This window comes from Pseudomonas sp. LBUM1646 (assembly GCF_059716165.1).
This window is the reverse complement of sequence record NZ_CP166810.1, coordinates 4,699,576-4,719,824: the sequence shown is the minus strand read 5'-3', so window position 1 is coordinate 4,719,824 and position 20,249 is coordinate 4,699,576. Positions and strand designations below refer to the sequence as shown.

Sequence of the window (20,249 nt, the reverse complement as noted above, 5' to 3'; positions counted from 1 at the left end):
TTAAGCTTCCACTTCCGCCACCTGATTAAAGTACTTGGACCGATCCGGTGTAAACGTCACTATCATTTTGGTCCGGGAGCAGGTCAACGCCCGCTCCGTAGCCAAATCAATATCCAGATCCTCCCCTCGCAATCCTTGCCATTGCGCCAGGTATTTGAGCGATCCGTACTTTTCGAGTTTTTTCAGGCTGCGGCTTACGCCACCTTTCCAGCCCAGCACCGGCAGTTCGCCGGCGAGGCACTGTTGGGCGACGCCCGGGAATCGGGCGGCGCGTTGGCGGCCGATTTCCCAGCATTTGATCAGGCCCTTGTCGTGGGCTTCCCACAGTTCGTCCCGGTTCAGGCCGGAGCGCAGGGGGGCGTCGATGGTGCGGTGGATGCGCTGGATCATTCTGTGTCCTTGAATTCGGGTTTTGTTGGACAGCTCCGCTGTACCCGTTGACGGTGGATGTTAGGGGGGATGTAACAGCTGGCAACAAGCTATTTGTGGCGGCCGGAAGCAGGTGGAGGAGGGTGTAACACTCCAATCTGTTTGGCTGTTGTAGGTGCTGGCCTACACGTCTTTGTGGCGAGGGGCTTGCCCCCGTTCGGCTGCGAAACAGTCGTAGACCAACAAACGCGGTGCTTTTGGCATAAGGGGGGTGGCAGATTAGAGGGGCCGCTGCGCGACCCAACGGGGGCAAGCCCCCTCGGCACATGGATGTGCGGCCATCAGAGGGCTCACGTTTTTGTGTATTGCGGTGATTAAAAAAGAGATATTTCCGACACGTTCTGTTGGTTATGTCTGACCCCGAAAGCTGTCAGGGCCGTCGACGTACCCGCCTCAATTAAAAGGATATTTTAAATAGGGGTCCTTAACCAGGCGGCTGTTGGCGCCGATGCAATACTCCACGAGTTTGCTTTCGTCAAAAAAATCGACACTGATAATGCTCGATCGGTAAAGGAAGTAACTATCCATATCAAACCAGTTGTTGATTTCTTTGGTTAATTTTGTGGGGCCGCGCGCAACTGTATATTGAGTCATGGACAGTCTCCACGGATAAGTGGATGTGGGTGGGTTTTGCATCACGTCAGTGATGTATTTTGCAAGAAGTTCCGTTGAAACAAAGGTGTCTCCCTGCCAACGGTTTTTAAAGGCGGGCCAGAACAGTTCGGTAGAAAACGTTTCATAGTACTCAATGGAAAGAATGATTCGTCGTTTTGGGCTGATGTGTTTCAGTTGGGCAAAGCTAAGGTCTCTGTCGCTAAAAGGAATCAAACGCTCTTTCAAGCCACGAAGTACTTCCGCTTTGAAGGCCTGGTGATCAAACCGGTTATCTTTTTCGTTAAGCAGCGTATTGAAGTCAAGAATTATGAACTCGTCAGGGTTTTCATCGAGAAAAGTATTGGCTGCAGCGATGATTTCTTTAAGCAGTCGACCGCGGGTCGTCCCGTGATAGGTCTTGAATTCATTGTTTTTCAGCATGATGCGTAGATCAAACGAGCGTGCACCATTCCTCATTTGCCAAAGTAAGTCATGGTTCTGACAAAGCACCCAGTTGGCTAATACAGATTCAGGGAACGGATGACCGATGTCCCAATCCATGCCCGCATTGTGGCAGCCCGGCCAGACAAATTGGCCGATGTTCAAACTGTCAATGTGTGGGGTCGCGCTCATCCAGTTGGCGTAGTTATTGCGAGTTGTTGTAGGGGTCATAATAAATGGGTCTATTGAATGGTTGATAAAGTAGTAAGCCCTTCTTGTGGTGTGTCATATGAATCGTGGGCTTGAAATACTTATAATCGGGTATCGGGTGAAAGAGGAAGTTTGAAAGTGTAGCGATAAGATTCAATAAAGTGCGGCTGTTGTATTGTTGGCGATGATCTGATCATTGTTTGTAAGTTTAATGTGTGAGTCGCCGGCATTGGGCAGGATGATGGCCGGCGACGGTTCTCAAGGCTGCCAGTAGTTCTTCTCCCCACTCAACTTGCGATCCAGAAAGCTCGCCGCACTGATCAACGCCAGATGCGTCAGTGCCTGCGGTGTATTCCCCAGATGCCGCGCATGGCTGTCGAACTCTTCGGCGTATAGCCCCAGCGGATTGGCGTACCTCAGCAACTGTTCGAACTCAAGATGGGCCTTTTCTACTTGACCGGCCCGGGCCAGACATTCGACGTACCAGAACGAGCACGCGGCGAAGGCGCCTTCGGTGCCGGGCAAGCCGTCGATCTGACTGTCGTCGTTGCGGTAGCGGTAGACCATGCCGTCGCGCACCAGGGTTTTCTGGATGGCTTCCAGGGTCGAGAGCCAGCGCGGGTCCTTGGCGCTGACGAAACGCACGAGTGGCATCAACAGCATCGAGCCATCGAGGGCGGTGCCGCCGATGTGCTGCACAAAGTGCCCGCGCTCTTCATTCCAGAATTTTTCCCAGATGTCAGCGTAGATCGCTTGCCGGGTCTGGTCCCAACGGGCGAACGGCGCGGGCAGGGAGCGTTTGGAGGCCAGGCGAATCGCGCGGTCCACGGCGACCCAGCACATCAGTCGCGAGTGCAGGAAGTGATGCTGCTCGCCGCGCATTTCCCAGATGCCAACGTCTTCGCTCTGCCAGGTTTCGCAGACCTGATCGACCACTTCCACGACGTGCTTCCAGCCCTCATGGGAAATCGCTTCACCGTACTTGTTGACCAGGTACACCGCGTCCATCAGCTCGCCAAAGATGTCGAGCTGGATCTGATCGTAAGCCTGGTTGCCGATGCGCACCGGTTTCGCGCCGCCATGGCCAGCCAGGTGCGTGAGTTCGGTTTCCGGCAATTCCTGGCGGCCGTCGATGGCGTAGAGAATGTTGATTTTCATCGACTGGCCGTGGCAATCGCTGACCCGATGGCGCATCCATTTCATATAGGCGTTGGCTTCATCGACGAACCCGAGGCGCATGAAGGCATACACGGTGAACGAGGCGTCGCGGATCCAGGTGTAGCGGTAATCCCAGTTGCGTTCGCCGCCCGGGGTTTCCGGCAGGCCGAAGGTCGCGGCGGCGAGAATGGCGCCGTGTTTGCGCGAGGTCAGCAGCTTCAGCGCGAGGGCCGAGCGGTTGACCATTTCCCGCCAACGACCGCGATAGTTGGACTGGCCGATCCAGTCGCGCCAGAACTTCAGGGTGCGCTCCATGCACAGTTCGGCGGCGCCTTCCTTGAAACGTGGGTCGTCGATGGCGCCCAGCAGAAACGCCGCGCTGTCACCTTGTTTGAGGGTGAATTCGGCGATGGCAGCGTTGCCATCGAGGCTCAGCGCTTGATCCGAAGACAGGCGCAGGGACGGCTGATCCGCCGCCTCGAAGGCCACGTCCTTTTCGTCCATGCGCGCGCGGGTCTTGGCCCGGGCGTAGTCATGCCGCACCGCGCAACGCATGCGCATCGTCGCGGTGCCGCTGACCACCCGCACCCTGCGCATCAGCATCGGCAGGTCATCTTCGCTGTCGCCGATGGGCAACAGGTCGGTGACTTCGACCACGGCACGCTCGCTCAGCCAGCGGGTTTGCAGCACGTTGGTGTCCGGCAGGTAGATTTGCTCGCAGCGAGCGTCGGGCAGGTCCGGAGCCAATTGGAAGATTCCGGCCTCGGGGGTGTCCAGCAGCGAGCAGAAGATTGACGGGCTGTCGAATTCCGGCCAGCAGAAAAAATCCACGCTGCCCTTGTCGTTGACCAGCGCCGCACTGCGCATGTCGCCAATGATGCCGTGGGCGTCGATGGCGCTTTGTCGTTCGGGATGATGATCAGCCATTGCCACGGAACTCCGGATAGAGGCTCATGCCGCCGTCGATAAACAGGGTGGTGCCGACGATGTAGTCGGACGCATCGGAGGCGAGGAACACCACTGCGTTGGCGACGTCTTCGACGTCACCGATGCGGCCGTAAGGAATGAGTTTGAGCAACTCTTGTGCGGCATCGCCCTCGGTAGCGGCGCGGTTGATCGCCGTGCGAATCGCTCCCGGCGCGATGCCGTTGATGCGGATTTTCTGCTGACTGACTTCCTGGGCCAGGGTCTGCATCAGCATGTCGACGCCACCCTTGGACGCGGCGTAATTGACATGGCCGGCCCAGGGAATGCGCTGGTGCACCGAACTCATGTGGATGATCTTGCCGGCGGATCGGGACACGCCTTGGCGAATGCCTTGTTGATTGAAAATCCGCAGGGCGGCGCGGGCGCAGAGGAACTGGCCGGTGAGGTTGACGCCGATTACCTGGTTCCAGTCGGCGAGGCTCATGTCCACCGCTTTGGCGTCTTTTTGCATCCCGGAATTGGCCACCAGAATGTCGAGGAAACCGAAGGCCTCGAGGGTCTGGGCGAACAGGCGTTCGACGTCTGCTTCTTTGGAGACATCGGCGCCGATAGCGATGGCGCGACCGCCGCTGTCGTTGATCTGTCGCGCCAGTGCTTCGGCGGGTTCGGCCTGGGAGTTGTAGTTGATCACGACGGCAGCACCGGCCGCGGCCAGGGCTTTGGCGGCGCCGGCACCGATGCCGGAACTGGCGCCGGTGACCAGGGCGACTTGTTGGTCGAGGGAAATCTGCATGCAGGTTAGCGCCTTGAAGGGAGGGCCTAATTAGCTGACTGGTTTGCAGGGCAGAGAGTTCATTTGTGCGGTGATGGTGCGGCCCCTTCGCGAGCAGGCTCGCGAAGGGGGCTTAACATTCAACCAACAATTCCCCGCTTTCCCCCAAACCAGCCTTTATGGCAACTTGCAGGCCCTGAATGAGGCCGACCCATGGCAAACCCCTACCGCGAACTGTTCAAAGCCCCTGGCGCCGGGGCCTTCGTGCTGGCCGGGATGATCGCGCGCATGCCGATTTCCATGACCGGCATCGGCCTGATCACCATGCTCGCGCAGCTAAAGGGTGGCTATGGATTAGCCGGCGCCGTGGCGGCGACCTTCGCCCTGGCCACGGCATTCTGCGCACCGCAGGTGTCGCGGCTGGTGGATCGCTACGGTCAGGGGCGGATCTTGCCGGTGTCGGCGCTGCTGGGTGGTGGTTCGTTGGCGCTACTGTTGCTTTGCACGCGGTTACAAGCGCCGAACTGGACGCTGTTCTTCTTCGCCGCGTTGGCCGGGTGCATGCCGAGCATGTCGGCGATGGTCCGGGCCCGCTGGACCGAGCTCTATCGCGGCCAGCCGCAATTGCAAACCGCCTATGCCCTGGAATCGGTGCTGGACGAGGTCTGCTTTATCGTCGGGCCGCCAGTGTCAGTGGGCCTGTGCGTGGTGGCGTTCCCCGAGGCCGGGCCGTTGGCGGCATTGCTGATGCTGGCGATCGGGGTCACGGCGTTTGTCTTGCAACGTGGCACCGAACCACCTGTGCATCCGCACGAAGTTCATCATCAAGGCTCGATCATTCGCTCCGGGGAAATCCGCCTGCTGATGCTGTTGATGACCGCCATGGGCATCATCGTCGGTGTGGTGGACGTGGTCAGCGTCGCCTTCGCCCAGCAGCAGGGCCAACCGGCGGCGGCGAGTATCGTGTTGTCGGTGTACGCCATCGGTTCGTGCCTGGCCGGGTTGGCGTTTGGCGCGCTGCGCTCGAAATTGCCGTTGCCGCGGCTATTCCTTTATGGCGGTGTGATGACTGCAGTGACGACGTTGCCGTTGCTGTTGGCGACGAACATTCTCGGGTTGTCGCTGGCGGTGTTTGTGGCCGGGTTGTTCTTTGCGCCGACCCTGATTGTGGCGATGGCGTTGGTGGAGCGCATCGTGACCCCGGCCAAACTGACTGAAGGCCTGACGTGGCTGATCACCGGGTTGAGCATCGGCGTGGCGATTGGCGCGGCAAGTTCGGGTTGGCTGGTGGATGCGTTCGGGGCGCGTAGCGGGTTTTGGGTGGCGATTGCGGCGGGTGTGGTGGTGTTGGGGGCGGCGATTCAGAGCTTCCGTCACCTGAAATGATGCTTTACCTGTGGGAGCGAGCAAGCTCCCTCCCACAGGGTTCTGGATTACCAACCCCGGCCCGAGTTGACCCAGAAATTCACCGACAACGATGTTGACACCGATTCCACCTGATGGAACCAGCCCTCCGGCAAAAACAGCAAATCCCCAGCTTCCAGGGTCACGCGCATAAACGTCACGTCGCGCGCCTTGGGAAAGCGCTGATAGTCCGGTGCATCGGGGTTGAAGTCGCAACCGTCCAATCCACCCTCAGGCGCCGTGGACCAGGTGCCCAGTGCCTCGCGATGATGCGGTGCGGCAAGGGTAAAAGTTTTCTGGCCCCAGACCTGGGCAAACAGGTTGTCGGTGTCGTCGCGATGCAGCGGCGTCAGGGTGCCTTTTGGGCCGATCCAGATCCGCGGCGGAATAAACAGCGATTGATCGAAGTAGGGCGGGTATTTGATCTGCTGCATTAACTGCGCCGGCAGGATGTTGTTGCCCATGTACGCCGGTGGTTCGCCGTTCGCGCCTTTGACCGCGGGCTTGTCCAGCGAAGCGATGAAGTCAGCCATGGACGTGGAGCGGAAATCCCGCTCGGTGGAGAAGGTCTTCTTCACGTAGTCGCCATGACGGGTGATGCCCTGCAATTCGGCGAAATGCGCCAGGGATTCTTCGCGGCTCAGCTTGAACAGTGGCCAATCCTGCAAGGCATCGCTGATGACCAGTGGAATGCCGTGGGGCAAATAATGGGTGTCGAACTCACGCTTGGACAGTGCGCTGCGCGGTCGGCGCTCTACCGTGCGCTGGGTCGGCAGACCGGCGGTAAGGCGTTCGCTCAGGCGCGGCGGGGTCGGGTAGCGCTTGTTCATGTCGACCTTTTCCACCACGGCGCCGCCATGACGAGCATGGTCGATGATCTGCGGCAGCATCGTCGCCAGGCCCATGTTGCCGCCAATTTTCAAGCGGCCGCTGGCGAACAGCTCCTCGACGTTGGCCACGCCGCCCATGATCCCGAGAAAGTCTTTTTCCGCGACTTCAATGGTTACGTCGGGGCTGGCGTGGCGTCCGGCTTCGGTGCGGCTGCTGGCCTTGACCTCGGACCAGTACGCCTGGTGCGGGCCGAAGACGAATTGAAAAACCCCTTCGATACCGACGGCGCCGGCATTGGCGAACAGTTTGCCCAGGATGGTCTGCAGGTCCACGACGTTCACTCTTGTTGGTTTTGGTCTGATGAGAGAACGAGCACCTGCGCGCAGAATTTAACCCGAGATGACTAATTTGCACGCGCGCTGGGCCGTTCCTTAGTACAGACATCTTTTTGAGGAGCCCATGGTGACCAAGCTGACCCTGCTGTGCCTGCCGTATTCCGGCGCCAGCGCCATGGTCTACAGCCGCTGGCGGCGCAAGTTGCCAGAGTGGTTGCAATTACAACCTGTCGAGTTGCCCGGCCGTGGCGCCCGCTTCGACGAACCCTTGCACACAGACATGCGCGCGCTGGCCCTGCAATTGGCCAAGGAGTTGCGCCCGACGCTCAAGGCGCCGTATGCGTTGTTCGGCCACAGCCTCGGTGCGTTGATGGCCTGTGAATTGGCCCACGCTTTTCGCGCACTCGGTTGCCCGGAGCCGGTGGCGCTGTTCGCTTCCGGTACTGCGGCACCCACCATGCGCGCCGACTATGATCGCGGTTTTGCCGAGCCCAAGACCGATGCCGAGCTGATCGAGCAACTGCGCACCCTCAATGGCACCAGCGAAGAAGTGCTGGCCAATGAAGAGTTGATGAGCCTGACCCTGCCGATCCTGCGCGCCGACTTTCTGTTGTGCGGACGTTTTCAGCCGGTGCAGCGGCCCTTGCTCAAATGCCCGGTGCATGTGCTCGGCGGCAAGGCCGACAAGGCCACCACCGAACAACTGATCGGCTGGAGCAAGGAAACCCAGGGCAGTTTCTCCGTGGATATGCTGGCGGGTGGGCACTTTTTCATTCATGAGCACGAGGCCAAGGTGTTGCGGGTGATCAAGGATCAACTGGATGTGCATCATCGGCGCCATGCCCTCGCCATCGCTTAACCCCGACCTCCCTTAGGAGCTGCCGAAGGCTGCGATCTTTTGCTCTTCGCATTAAAGGCAAGATCAAAAGATTGCAGGCTTCGCCAGCGCCTACAGTCACCGCGTTCTCCCTCCAATCCCGTCAGTCAACCTCCCTTCTGATAGTTGTTCTCATTCGCTAATTTTTCCGGTCTGCATTCGTTTTATAGGGACGACGTGCCTTTGTGCTTCCTGCCTACTGATCCGGATGCTAAGAAATGAATGCTGAAGACTCCTTGAAACTTGCTCGCCGGTTTATCGGGTTGCCCCTGGAAAAGCGCCAGATGTTCCTTGCGGCCTTGCACAAGGAAGGCGTGGATTTCTCGCAGTTCCCGATCCCGGCAGGGGTGGAGGCCGAGGATCGCCAGGCGTTGTCCTATGCCCAGCAGCGCATGTGGTTTCTTTGGCACCTGGACCCGCAAAGCGGCGCCTACAACCTGCCGGCGGCGGTGCGCCTGACCGGTCGCTTGAACCAGGTTGCGCTGGAGCAAGCGTTCGCCAGCCTGATTGCGCGTCACGAAACCCTGCGTACGGTGTTCCAGCAACAACCCGACGACAGCCTGCTGCAAGTGTCGGTGCGACAACCCCTGGACATTGAACGTATCGACCTGAGCGCCTTGCCGCCGGCGGATCGTGAATCCCGAGTGGCCGAAGCGGCCGAGCAACAATCGTTGATTCCTTTCGATCTGGCCCAAGGCCCGTTGCTGCGGGTGCGCTTGCTGAAGCTGGCGGAGCAGGAGCACGTGCTGCTGCTGACCTTGCACCACATCGTGTCCGACGGCTGGTCGATGAACGTATTGATCGACGAATTCTGCCGGTTCTACGATGCCCACGATCAAGGCAACATCCCAGATTTCTCCCCGCTGGCGGTGCAATACAGCGACTACGCCTTGTGGCAGCGCCGCTGGCTGGAAGCCGGTGAGCAGCAAAAACAACTGGATTACTGGTTGGCGAAACTGGGTGACGAACACCCGGTAATGGAACTGCCGGTTGATCATCCGCGCCCGGTATTGCCGAGCTATCGCGGTCGTCGTCATGAGCATGTGGTCGATGCCGCACTGGCCGAGCAACTGCGCGGCGTTGCTCGTCAGCACTGCGTGACGCTGTTCATGCTGCTGTTGGGCACCTTCAACATTCTGCTGCACCGCTACACCGGCCAGAACGACCTGCGCATTGGTGTGCCGATTGCCAACCGCAATCGTCGGGAAATCGAAGGGCTGATCGGCTTCTTCGTCAACACCCAGGTTTTGCGTGTGCAACTGGACGGGCAGACCCGTCTTGGCGATCTGCTGCGCGACCTCAAGGAAACCGCCCTCGGTGCCCAGGCCCATCAGGACCTGCCGTTCGAGCGCCTGGTTGAGGCGCTGAAACTGGAACGCAGCCTGAGCTACAACCCGCTGTTCCAGGTGATGTACAACCATCAGCCGGAAGTGGCGGATGTCACCACGCTGAAGGTCGGCACCGGTCTGGAACTGGGCGTTATCGAGTGGGAAAGCCGCAGCACCCAGTTCGACCTGAGCCTGGATACTTATGAGAAGGGCGGGCAGCTGCACGCGGCGTTCACTTATGCCAGCGACCTGTTCGAGCCTGAAACCATTGAGCGTCTGGCTCGGCACTGGACGTTCCTGCTGCGCAGCATCGTCAATGATCCGCAGCAACGAGTAGGCGAGATCCCGCTGCTGGAGGCTGACGAATATCAGCAACTGGTCGCTGACTGGGGCCGCAATGACACGGTTTGGCCAAGTGAACGGCCGGTGCATGAATTGTTTGAAGCCGCAGCCGAGAAAACCCCCGACGCCACCGCGCTGATCTTCGACGGCCAACGCCTGGTATACGGTCAGCTCAACGCCCGGGCCAACCGCTTGGCGCGTACGCTGGTGGCCAGAGGTGTCGGTCCGGACGTGCTGGTAGGGATCGCGGTCGACCGTGGCTTGGACCTGATCGTCGCCATACTCGCGGTGCTCAAGGCTGGCGGCGCCTACGTGCCGCTGGACCCGCAATATCCTCGCGACCGTCTGCTGTGCATGATCGAAGACAGCGGCACTGAGTTACTCCTCAGCCAAAGCCATTTGCTGGAACGTCTGCCGGTGCCGGACGGCGTGGATTGCCTGTGCCTGGATCAGGATGACGCCTGGATGTCCCCGGACGAAAGCAACCTGGCTCGCCCGGTATGGGCTGATAGCCTGGCTTACGTCATGTTCACCTCGGGCTCGACCGGTCGCCCGAAAGGCGTCGGTATCAGCCACGGTGCATTGAGCAAACACGCCTTTGCCTCGCAGCATTACTACAACCTCAGCACCGCCGATTGCGCACTGCAATTCGCGACCTTCAACTTCGATGCTTTTGGCGAGCAGCTCTTCGGCCCGCTGACCTGCGGCGCCTCGGTGGTGCTGCGCGGTAACGACATTTGGGACAGCGAAACCCTGTATCGGCAGATCGTCGAGCAGGGCATCACCGTGATGGACCTGACCACGGCCTACTGGAATATGGTGGCCAAGGAATTCGCCGCCGTCGGCCCACGTGACTACGCGGCGCTGCGCCAGGTGCACAGCGGTGGTGAAGCGATGCCGCCGGAAGGTGTACTGGCCTGGCGTCAGGCTGGGCTCGAACACGTCAAACTGCTGAACACCTACGGCCCGACCGAAGCAACCGTAACGGCCACTACGCTCGATTGCAGCGATTACATCTTTGGCCGCTTGCCGCTGCCGCTGACCTTGCCGATCGGCAAACCACTGCCCGGTCGCCACACTTACCTGCTCGATGAAAACGGCCAGCCAGCCCCGGTGGGGGTGATCGGCGAGCTGGTCATCGGCGGTGAGCTGCTGGCCCGCGGTTACTTCCAGCGTCCGGACCTGAGCGCCGAGCGTTTCATGCCTGATCCGTTTTCCGGTTCCGGCGCACGCCTGTACCGCACCGGCGACCTGGCCCGGTTCAATGCCCAAGGGGTGATCGAATACGTCGGTCGCGTCGACCACCAGGTGAAGATTCGCGGTTTCCGTATCGAGCTGGGTGAAGTTGAAGCGCGACTGCTGGAACTGGAGGCCGTGGCTGACACGGTAGTGCTGGCGGTGCAGGGCGGTAGCAGCCTGCAATTGGTTGGCTATGTCGTGCCGAAGGACGCCTCGCTGGTGGACGCGACCGCCGACGAGCAAAACGCGGCTCGTGAAGCGATCAAGGCTCAACTCAAAGACAACCTGCCGGATTACATGGTGCCGACGCACCTGCTGTTCCTCGCGGCATTACCGTTGAGTCCCAATGGCAAGCTCGACCGCAAGGCTTTGCCGGCCCCGGATGCCAGCCAGATGCAGCAGGCTTATGTGGCGCCGCGCAGTGAACTGGAGCAGAAAATCGCCGGGATCTGGCAGGACGTACTCAAGCTGGAGAAGGTCGGCCTGACCGATAACTTCTTCGAATTGGGCGGCGACTCGATCATCTCCATTCAAGTGGTCAGCCGCTCGCGTCAGGCCGGGATTCATTTCAGCCCGCGTGACCTGTTCCAGCATCAGACCGTGCAGGGTTTGGCAGGCGTGGCGCAGCAAGGCATCGCGTCGCTGACCATCGATCAGGGACCGGTCAGCGGCGAACTGCCGTTGCTGCCGATCCAGCAAACCTTCTTCGAAGAACTGATTCCGCAACGTCACCACTGGAACCAGGCTGTGCTGCTGCGCACCCATCAAGGGCTGCATTCGGCACCATTGCTTCAAGCGTTGAACGCGTTGCTGGCGCACCACGATGTATTGCGTTCGCGCTTTATCGAAGGGTGTGCTGAAGTGGCGGCCATCGCTGCCGACAACGAATTGCTGTGGACCGCCGACAACGTCAGCAACACCGAACTGGACGCACTCTACGCCAAGGCCCAGCGCAGCCTCGACTTGCAAAACGGCCCACTGCTGCGCGGCGTATTGGCGACCTTGACTGATGGCAGTCAGCGCCTGTTGCTGGTGATCCATCACTTGGCGGTCGACGGCGTCTCCTGGCGCATCCTGCTGGAAGACTTGCAGTTCGCATACGAGCAAGCCTCGTTGGGCGCGAGTGCAAAACTCCCGGCCAAAACCAGTTCCTACAAGGTCTGGGGCGAACATCTGCAAGCTTATGCGCGCACTGAAGCCGTGCAAGCGGAGCTGGGTTTCTGGCACCAGCAACTGAACGGCGCAACCGTCGAGTTGCCGTGCGACAACCCACAAGGCAGCCAGCAAAGCCGCCATGCCCATGTCGTTCACAGCCGACTCAACAAAGCCTTCACCCAACAACTGTTGCAACAGGCGCCGGCCGCCTACCGCACCCAAGTCAACGATTTGTTACTGACGGCTCTGGCCCGAGTAATCTGCCGCTGGACCGGCCACGCCGACACTTTGATCCAGCTCGAAGGCCACGGTCGTGAAGACCTGTTCGACGACATCGACCTGACCCGCACCGTCGGCTGGTTCACCAGCCTGTTCCCGGTGCGCCTGACACCTGCCGATTCCCTGGCAGCGACGCTCAAGCGAATCAAGGAACAACTGCGGGCGATCCCGAACAAAGGCATTGGTTTTGGCGTGCTCAAATACCTGGGCGATGAGGCGGCACAATCTTCCCTCAACGCCTTGCCCGCACCGCGCATCACTTTCAACTATCTCGGCCAGTTCGATGGCAGTTTCGATGCCGACGAGGGTGCGCTGTTCAGCCCTGCCGGTGAAAGTGCCGGCCTTGAGCAAAGTGCCGAAGCGCCACTGGACAACTGGCTGGGTGTCGAAGGCCAGGTGTTCGAGGGCGAACTGGACCTGCGCTGGACCTTCAGCAACGACGTGTTCAACGAAGCGACCATCGCCCGTTTGGCCGACGAATATGCCCGCGAACTCGAAGCGCTGATCAGTCATTGCTGTCTGGCGGAGTCGATGGGCGTGACGCCGTCGGACTTCCCGTTGGCGCGCATCGATCAAGCGCAACTGGACGCGATTCCAGTGCTGGCCGCTGGTATCGAGGACATCTACCCGCTGTCGCCGATGCAGCAAGGCATGTTGTTCCACACCTTGTATGAACAGTGCACCGGCACTTACATCAACCAATTGTGTGTCGATGTCGACGGCCTCGACGCCGAACGTTTCCGTGAGGCCTGGCAGGCGACCATGGACGCCCACGACATCTTGCGCAGCGGCTTCATCTGGCAGGGTGAATTGCAGGAACAGCTGCAAATCATCCATCGCCACCTGGAACTGCCTTACGTGCTGCTCGACTGGCGCGAACGCAGCGATATCGCCCAGGCACTCGTCGATTTCACCGCAGCTGACCTCGCCCAAGGCTTCGACCTGACCCAGGCCGGCTTGCTACGCCTGACCCTGATCCAGACCGGGGACACCCGTCATCACCTGATCTTCACCAACCACCACATCCTGATGGATGGCTGGAGCAGCGCGCAGATGCTCGGCGAGGTGTTGCAGCGCTACAGCGGTCAACAGCCGCCGCGTCCTGTCGGTCGTTATCGCGATTACATTCAATGGCTGCAACGTCAGGACGGGGCGGTCAGTGAGGCGTTCTGGCTGGCGCAACTGGGGGATTTCCAGGAGCCGACCGTGTTGGCCCAGGCTGCGGCGAGCGGCGGCGAAGTGTTGGTCGAAACCGGCCACACGCTGCGTCATTTCGAGGCGGACGCGTTGCGGACCCGTCGTCTGAATGATTTTGCCCGTCAGCAGAAAGTCACCGTCAACACGTTGGTCCAGGCTGCGTGGTTGCTGCTGTTGCAGCGCTATACCGGCAGCGAGTGCGTGGCGTTCGGCACCACCGTGGCCGGGCGTCCGGCGGATCTGGTGGGCATCGAGCAACAGGTCGGCCTGTTCATCAACACCTTGCCGGTGATCGCCGGTTCGCGCCCGGACCAGAGCGTCGGCGCGTGGCTGGCCGCCGTGCAGGCGCAGAACCTCAGCCTGCGTGAGTTCGAACACACGCCGCTGGCGAATATCCAGCGTTGGGCCGGGCAGGGCGGTGAGTCGTTGTTCGACACTTTGCTGGTGTTCGAAAACTTCCCGATTTCCGAAGCCCTGCAACACGGCACCGCCCAAGGCGTAGTGTTTGGCGAAGTCGCCAACCAGGATCAAACCCACTATCCGCTGACCGTCGGCGTGACGTTAGGCGAAACCCTGACACTGCATTTAAGTTTCGATCAGGCGAAGTTCAGCGTCGCGACCGTCGAGCGTCTCAGTGCTCATTTGCTGCACTTGCTCGACACCTTTGCCGAGTCCGCCGAGCGACGTCTGGGTGAAATCGCCCTGGTCACGGCTCAAGAACACGCCCTGCAACAAGCGAATAATCAGCCGCAACCGTACCCGGTGAATGTCGCGGTGCATCAGCGTTTTGCAGCGCTGGCGGCTGAGCGTCCCGATCGCACGGCGGTGATCTTCGACGGACAGCGCTTCAGCTACGGCGAACTCGACCTGCGGGCCAATCGCCTAGCCCATGAACTGGTGGCGCAAGGCGTCGGCCCGGAAGTGCGGGTCGGCGTGGCCTTGCCGCGCGGGGAAGGCTTGATCGTGGCGCTGCTGGCGGTGCTCAAGGCCGGTGGCGCCTACGTGCCGCTGGACACCAGTTACCCACGCGAACGGCTGGCGTACCTGATGCAGGATTCGGGTCTGGCGTTGCTGCTGACCGACTCGCGGATTGCGGCGCAACTGCCGATCGAAAACGTGCTGAACGTTCTGGAGCTGGATCGCCTCGACCTGAGTGCGCGTCTGGCCACGGCACCGACGGTAAACCTCGATCCGGACAACCTCGCCTACGTGATCTACACCTCTGGTTCCACCGGCAATCCGAAAGGTGTGAGCGTGACCCACGGTCCGCTGGCGATGCATTGCCTGGCCATCGGTGAACGTTATGAAATGCGCGACAGCGACTGCGAATTCCACTTCATGTCGTTCGCTTTTGACGGCGCCCATGAACGCTGGCTGACCAGCCTGACCCATGGTGCTTCGCTGCTGATTCGCGACGACAGCCTGTGGACCCCGGAGCAGACCTACAACGCCATGATCGAACACGGCGTCACCGTGGTCGCGTTCCCGCCGGTCTACCTGCAACAACTGGCCGAACACGCCGAGCGTGAAGGCAACCCGCCGAAGGTGCGCATTTATTGCTTCGGCGGCGATGCGGTGCCGAATGCCAGTTTTGAACGGGTCAAGCGTGCGCTGAACCCGGAGTACATCATCAACGGCTACGGCCCGACCGAAACCGTGGTCACGCCGCTGATCTGGAAGGCCGGGCGTGACGTGCAGTGTGGCGCCGCTTATGCGCCAATCGGCAGCCGCATCGGTGATCGCAGCGCCTACGTGCTCGACGCCGACCTGAACCTGTTGCCCCAAGGCATGGCCGGTGAGTTGTACCTCGGCGGTACCGGGCTGGCCCGGGGTTACCTCAATCGTCCGGGGTTGACGGCGGAGCGCTTTGTCGCCGATCCGTTCAGCAGCACCGGTGGTTTGCTCTACCGCACCGGTGACCTGGTGCGCCAACGCGCCGATGGCACCTTCGATTACCTGGAACGTATCGACAACCAGGTGAAGATCCGCGGTTTCCGTATCGAGCTGGGCGAAATCGAAGCGCGCTTGCAAACCTTCGACGGCGTGCGTGAAGCAGTGGTAGTGGCTCAGGAAACCGGCGGGAGCAAACGTCTGGTCGCTTATGTGGTCGGCGACGCGACACGTAAGGATTTTGCCGAGCAACTGCGCGAACAACTGAAAGCAGCACTGCCGGCACACATGGTGCCGGCCCACGTGTTGCTGCTCGAACGCATGCCGCTGACCCCCAACGGCAAGCTCGACCGCAAGAACCTGCCACGCCCTGACATCAGCCAATTGCAGCAGGCCTACGTCGCGCCGCAAAGCGCCGTGGAGCAGCAACTGGCAACGATCTGGCAAGACGTGCTGAAGCTGGAGCGGGTCGGTTTGAGCGACAACTTCTTCGAGCTCGGCGGCGATTCGATCATCTCGATTCAAGTGGTCAGCCGCGCCCGTCAGGCTGGATTGCGCTTCACGCCGAAAGACCTGTTCCAGCACCAGACCATTCAGGCCTTGGTGGCGGTGGTGCAGACCGGCGAACCGTTGCAACGGATCGATCAAGGTCCGGTGAGCGGTGAAATGCCGTTGCTGCCAGTGCATCAGGTGTTCTTTGCCCAGGCGATACCTGATCGTCATCACTGGAACCAGTCGGTGATGCTCAAGCCGACCCAAGCGTTGAATCCTGAAACGTTGGAGCAGGCTTTGGCTGCGCTGGTGATTCATCACGACAGTCTGCGTTTGAGTTTCGTCGAGCAGGGCGAAGGCTGGTCCGCGCAGTACGGCAACAACAATGCCGAACCGATCTTGCGGCAAGCCAACGTCGCCGATCTGGCCGCCCTCGAAACCTTGGGCAACGAAGCCCAGCGCAGCCTGCAATTGAGCGGCGGCTCGCTGATCCGCGCCGTGCTGGCGAACCTCGCCGACGGCTCGCAACGTTTGCTGTTGATCGTCCATCACCTGGTGGTGGATGGCGTGTCGTGGCGCATCCTCTTCGAAGACTTGCAGACCGCCTATCGCCAAGGCCAATTGCCAGCCAAGACCAGCGCCGTCAAAGCCTGGGCCGAAGCGCTGCAAGGCTATGCCGCCAGCGTACCGTTGCAGGCCGAGCTGAATTATTGGCAGCAAGCGTTGCAAGGCGCGCCGGTCGCATTGCCGTGCGATAACCCGCAGGGCGGGCAGCAACATCAACAAGCCCTGGCAATCCGTAGCCGCCTCGACAAAACCCTGACCCAGCAGCTGTTGCAAGAAGCCCCGGCGGCCTATCGCACCCAAGTCAACGACCTGCTGCTGACCGCGTTGGCGCGGGTGATGGTGCGCTGGACCGGCGACGACAGCGTGCTGGTGCAACTTGAAGGTCACGGTCGCGAAGACCTGTTCGACAGCGTGGACCTGACCCGCACCGTGGGCTGGTTCACCAGCCTGTTCCCGGCGAAACTGACCCCGGTCACCGAGCTCGGCACCTCGCTGAAGCAGATCAAGGAACAACTGCGCGCCATCCCGAACAAAGGCATCGGCTTCGGCGCCCTCGCGCACCTGGGCGATGACCACGCGCGGCAAACCCTGCAAGCCTTGCCCAAACCACGCCTGACCTTCAACTACCTCGGCCAGTTCGACGGCAGTTTCGATGCGGCGGACGATGCCCTGTTCGTGCCGACCAGCGAATCCGGCGGCCAGGAAGTCAACATGCAAGGTCCGCTCGGCAGCCAGTTGGCCCTCGACGGCCAGGTATTCGGTGGTGAACTGGACCTGAGCTGGACCTTCAGCGGCGAGATGTTCAACGAGGCGACGATCCAGCGCCTGGCCGATGACTACCTGCAAGAGCTTACTGCGCTGATCACCCATTGCTGCGACAGCGCCAACCGTGGCGTAACGCCGTCGGACTTCCCGTTGGCGCGGCTGTCGCAAGCGCAACTGGATGCTTTGGTCGAGCAGCCGCAAGCCATCGATGACATCTACCCATTGTCGCCAATGCAGCAAGGCATGCTCTTCCATACGCTGCTGGAACACGGCACTGGCGACTACATCAACCAGATGCGCCTGGACGTCGATGGCGTCGACCCGCAACGCTTCCGCGACGCCTGGCAAGCGGTGCTCGATGCCCACGACATCCTGCGCACCGCGTTCCACTGGCAGGGCGATCTTGAACAGCCGGTGCAAGTGGTGCATCGCCACATTGAAGTGCCGTTCCGTGTCTTGGACTGGCGTGATCAAGTCGATCTCGACGCTGCTTTAAAGGCGTTGGCCGACGAAGAGCGTGCTCAAGGCCTGGATCTGACCCAGGCGCCGCTGTTGCGTCTGGTGCTGGTGCAAACCGCCGCCGACCGTCATCACCTGATCTACACCAACCATCACATCCTGATGGACGGCTGGAGCAGCGCACAGTTGCTCGGTGAGGTGTTGCAGCATTACAGCGGTCAGGGCGTGGCGCGCCAGCCGGGGCGTTATCGCGACTACATCGCCTGGCTGCAACGTCAGGACGCTGCGGTCAGCGAAGCGTTCTGGCTGTCGGCACTGAGCACACTGGAGGAGCCGACCCGACTGGCCCACGCCATTGCTCGGCCGAAAGACGTCAGCGTCGGTTATGGCGATCACTATCAAGTGCTCGACGTCGAGCTGACCCAGCGCCTGGGCGAGTTTGCCCGCGCCTCGAAAGTCACCCTCAACACCCTGGTGCAAGCCGCGTGGTTGCTGCTGTTGCAGCGCTATACCGGTAAAGACAATGTGGCGTTCGGCGCGACGGTCGCAGGGCGTCCGGCAGACCTGCCGGGTTCCGAACAGCAGATCGGTTTGTTCATCAACACCCTGCCGGTGATTGCCGGCCCGCGTGCAGAGCAGAGCCTGGCCAGTTGGCTGCAAAGCGTGCAGGCGCAGAACCTGGCATTGCGCGAGTTCGAGCACGCGTCGCTGGCGGATATCCAGCGCTGGGCCGGGCAGGGCGGTGAGGCGTTGTTCGACACCTTGATGGTGTTCGAGAACTACCCGATCTCCGAAGCTCTGGAACAAGGTGCGCCGCAAGGGCTGCGTTTCGGCCCGGTGGCCAACCATGAACAGACCAACTACCCGATGACCTTGCTGGTGAGCCTCGGCAATCAACTGTCGGTGCACTTCAGTTATCAGAACGACAGTTTTGCGTCGGCCACCGTGGCGCAGTTGGGCGCGCATTTGCAGCATCTGTTGGCGCAGATGAGCGAGGCCGGCGAGCGCTCGCTCAGCGAGTTGACCTTGCAGGACACTATCAGCCTGACCGCCGAGGCCAACTTCGCGACGGACCTGTGCATTCACCAGCGCATCACTCGCCAAGTTGCCGCGACACCGAATGCTCTGGCCGTGACTTTCGCTGAAACGCAACTGACCTACGCCGAACTCGACGGCCAGGCCAATCGCCTGGCGCACAAGCTGATTGAGCTGGGTGTCGGCCCGGAAGTGCGGGTCGGTGTTGCGATGCAGCGTTCCGAGCAACTGTTGATCGCGCTGCTGGCGGTGCTCAAGGCCGGCGGTGCCTACGTGCCGCTCGACCCGGATTACCCGGCCGAACGCGTGGCCTACATGCTCGAAGACAGCCGCGCCCTGGTGTTGCTGACCGAACAAGCAGTGGCTGCAACCTTGCAAGTCGGCGCGGGTACACAGGTGTTGCTGATGGATGAGATCCAGCTCGGCAATTATTCGGCCAGCGCTCCGCAAACGTCGGTCACTCCGGACAACCTCGCCTACGTGATCTACACCTCCGGCTCCACCGGCAAGCCGAAAGGCGTGGCCATTGCCCATCGCAATGTCATGGCGCTGATCGACTGGTCGCAATCGGTGTACAGCCGCGACGACATTCAAGGCGTGCTGGCCTCGACCTCGGTGTGCTTCGACCTGTCGGTGTGGGAGCTGTTTGTCACCCTGGCCAACGGTGGCTCGCTGATCATCGCCCGCAATGCATTGGAACTGCCGCAACTGCCGGCCCGGGATCAGGTGCGTCTGATCAACACCGTGCCGTCGGCGATTGCCGCATTGCAGCGCGCCGGGCAGATTCCGGTCAGCGTGCGCATCATCAACCTGGCCGGCGAACCGCTGAAACAGGCATTGGTGGACACGCTGTATGAGCAAGCGACTATCGAACACGTCTACGACCTCTACGGCCCGTCCGAAGACACCACCTATTCGACCTGGACTCGCCGCCAGTCCGGTGGCACCGCAAGTATCGGCCGCGCACTGAAACACACCAGCAGCCATCTGCTGGACGCCGATTTGCAGCCGGTTCCACAAGGCGTTTCCGCCGAGTTGTACCTGGCCGGCGCCGGCATCACGCGCGGTTATCTGGTACGGCCGGGCATGACTGCCGAGAAGTTTGTGCCTAATCCGTTCTCCAGCAATGGCGGACGTTTGTACCGCACCGGTGACCTGACCCGTCATCGCGAGGATGGCGAGCTGGAGTACATGGGCCGCATCGACCATCAAGTGAAGATCCGTGGTTTCCGCATCGAACTGGGTGAAATCGAGGCGCGACTGCTGGCGCAACCAACCGTCACGGAAGTGGCGGTGTTGGCGCTGGATGCCGAGGGCGGCGCGCAATTGGTGGCGTATGTGGTCGCTCCGCAACTGGCGCTGGACGACAGCGAAGCGCAACGACAACTGCGCGAGGGACTAAAGACTGCGCTCAAGTCTTCGTTACCTGACTACATGATTCCGGCGCATCTGGTGTTCCTCGGGCAATTGCCCCTGACCCCCAACGGCAAACTCGACCGCAAGGCCATGCCGGCGGTGGACGC

General features: G+C 60.9%; 8 protein-coding genes (1 of these 8 running past the window's edge). 3 read left to right on the top strand and 5 right to left on the bottom strand.

Annotated features, from left to right (window positions below; translation table 11 throughout):
• From ACA071_RS21405 to ACA071_RS21390, 4 genes are all read right to left on the bottom strand, one after another.
• On the bottom strand, positions 1-390 hold the full coding sequence (locus ACA071_RS21405) for a hypothetical protein (RefSeq protein WP_497640990.1): 390 nt from the start codon (positions 388-390) through the stop codon (positions 1-3).
• Between the two features lie 432 nt (positions 391-822).
• A complete protein-coding gene (locus tag ACA071_RS21400; RefSeq protein ID WP_497640989.1) occupies positions 823-1,695 on the bottom strand; it encodes a PI-PLC domain-containing protein in 873 nt (290 codons plus the stop codon).
• 237 nt (positions 1,696-1,932) lie between these two features.
• Complete coding sequence (locus tag ACA071_RS21395) at positions 1,933-3,759, bottom strand: glycoside hydrolase family 15 protein (RefSeq protein ID WP_497640988.1); 1,827 nt, start codon at positions 3,757-3,759, stop codon at positions 1,933-1,935.
• Positions 3,752-4,552, bottom strand: a complete 801-nt coding sequence (locus tag ACA071_RS21390) for a glucose 1-dehydrogenase (protein WP_497640987.1) — start codon at positions 4,550-4,552, stop codon at positions 3,752-3,754. The genes ACA071_RS21395 and ACA071_RS21390 overlap by 8 nt, the downstream gene beginning before the upstream one ends.
• Positions 4,553-4,744: 192 nt before the next feature.
• On the opposite strand from ACA071_RS21390, the gene ACA071_RS21385 reads away from it, so the two are divergent.
• Entirely contained in the window at positions 4,745-5,917 is a 1,173-nt protein-coding gene (locus tag ACA071_RS21385) for an MFS transporter (protein WP_497640986.1), read from the top strand.
• A 47-nt stretch (positions 5,918-5,964) separates the two neighbouring features.
• Here the strand turns inward: ACA071_RS21385 and ACA071_RS21380 are convergent, their stop codons facing one another.
• Positions 5,965-7,098 (bottom strand): cupin-like domain-containing protein, encoded by a 1,134-nt coding sequence (locus ACA071_RS21380; RefSeq protein WP_497640985.1) that lies wholly within the window; start codon positions 7,096-7,098, stop codon positions 5,965-5,967.
• A 127-nt stretch (positions 7,099-7,225) separates the two neighbouring features.
• Here ACA071_RS21380 and ACA071_RS21375 point away from each other — a divergent pair, with 127 nt between their 5' ends.
• Together ACA071_RS21375 and ACA071_RS21370 are read left to right on the top strand one after the other, a co-directional pair.
• The gene (locus ACA071_RS21375) at positions 7,226-7,960 is read left to right on the top strand and encodes a thioesterase II family protein (RefSeq protein WP_497640984.1); all 735 of its coding nucleotides are present in this window, start codon (positions 7,226-7,228) and stop codon (positions 7,958-7,960) included.
• A 236-nt stretch (positions 7,961-8,196) separates the two neighbouring features.
• Positions 8,197-20,249 carry the 5' portion of a non-ribosomal peptide synthetase gene (locus ACA071_RS21370; protein ID WP_497640983.1) on the top strand. It continues 319 nt past the right edge of the window, so 12,053 of the gene's 12,372 nt are visible here — the first part of the coding sequence; it begins with the start codon at positions 8,197-8,199; its stop codon lies off the right edge, out of view.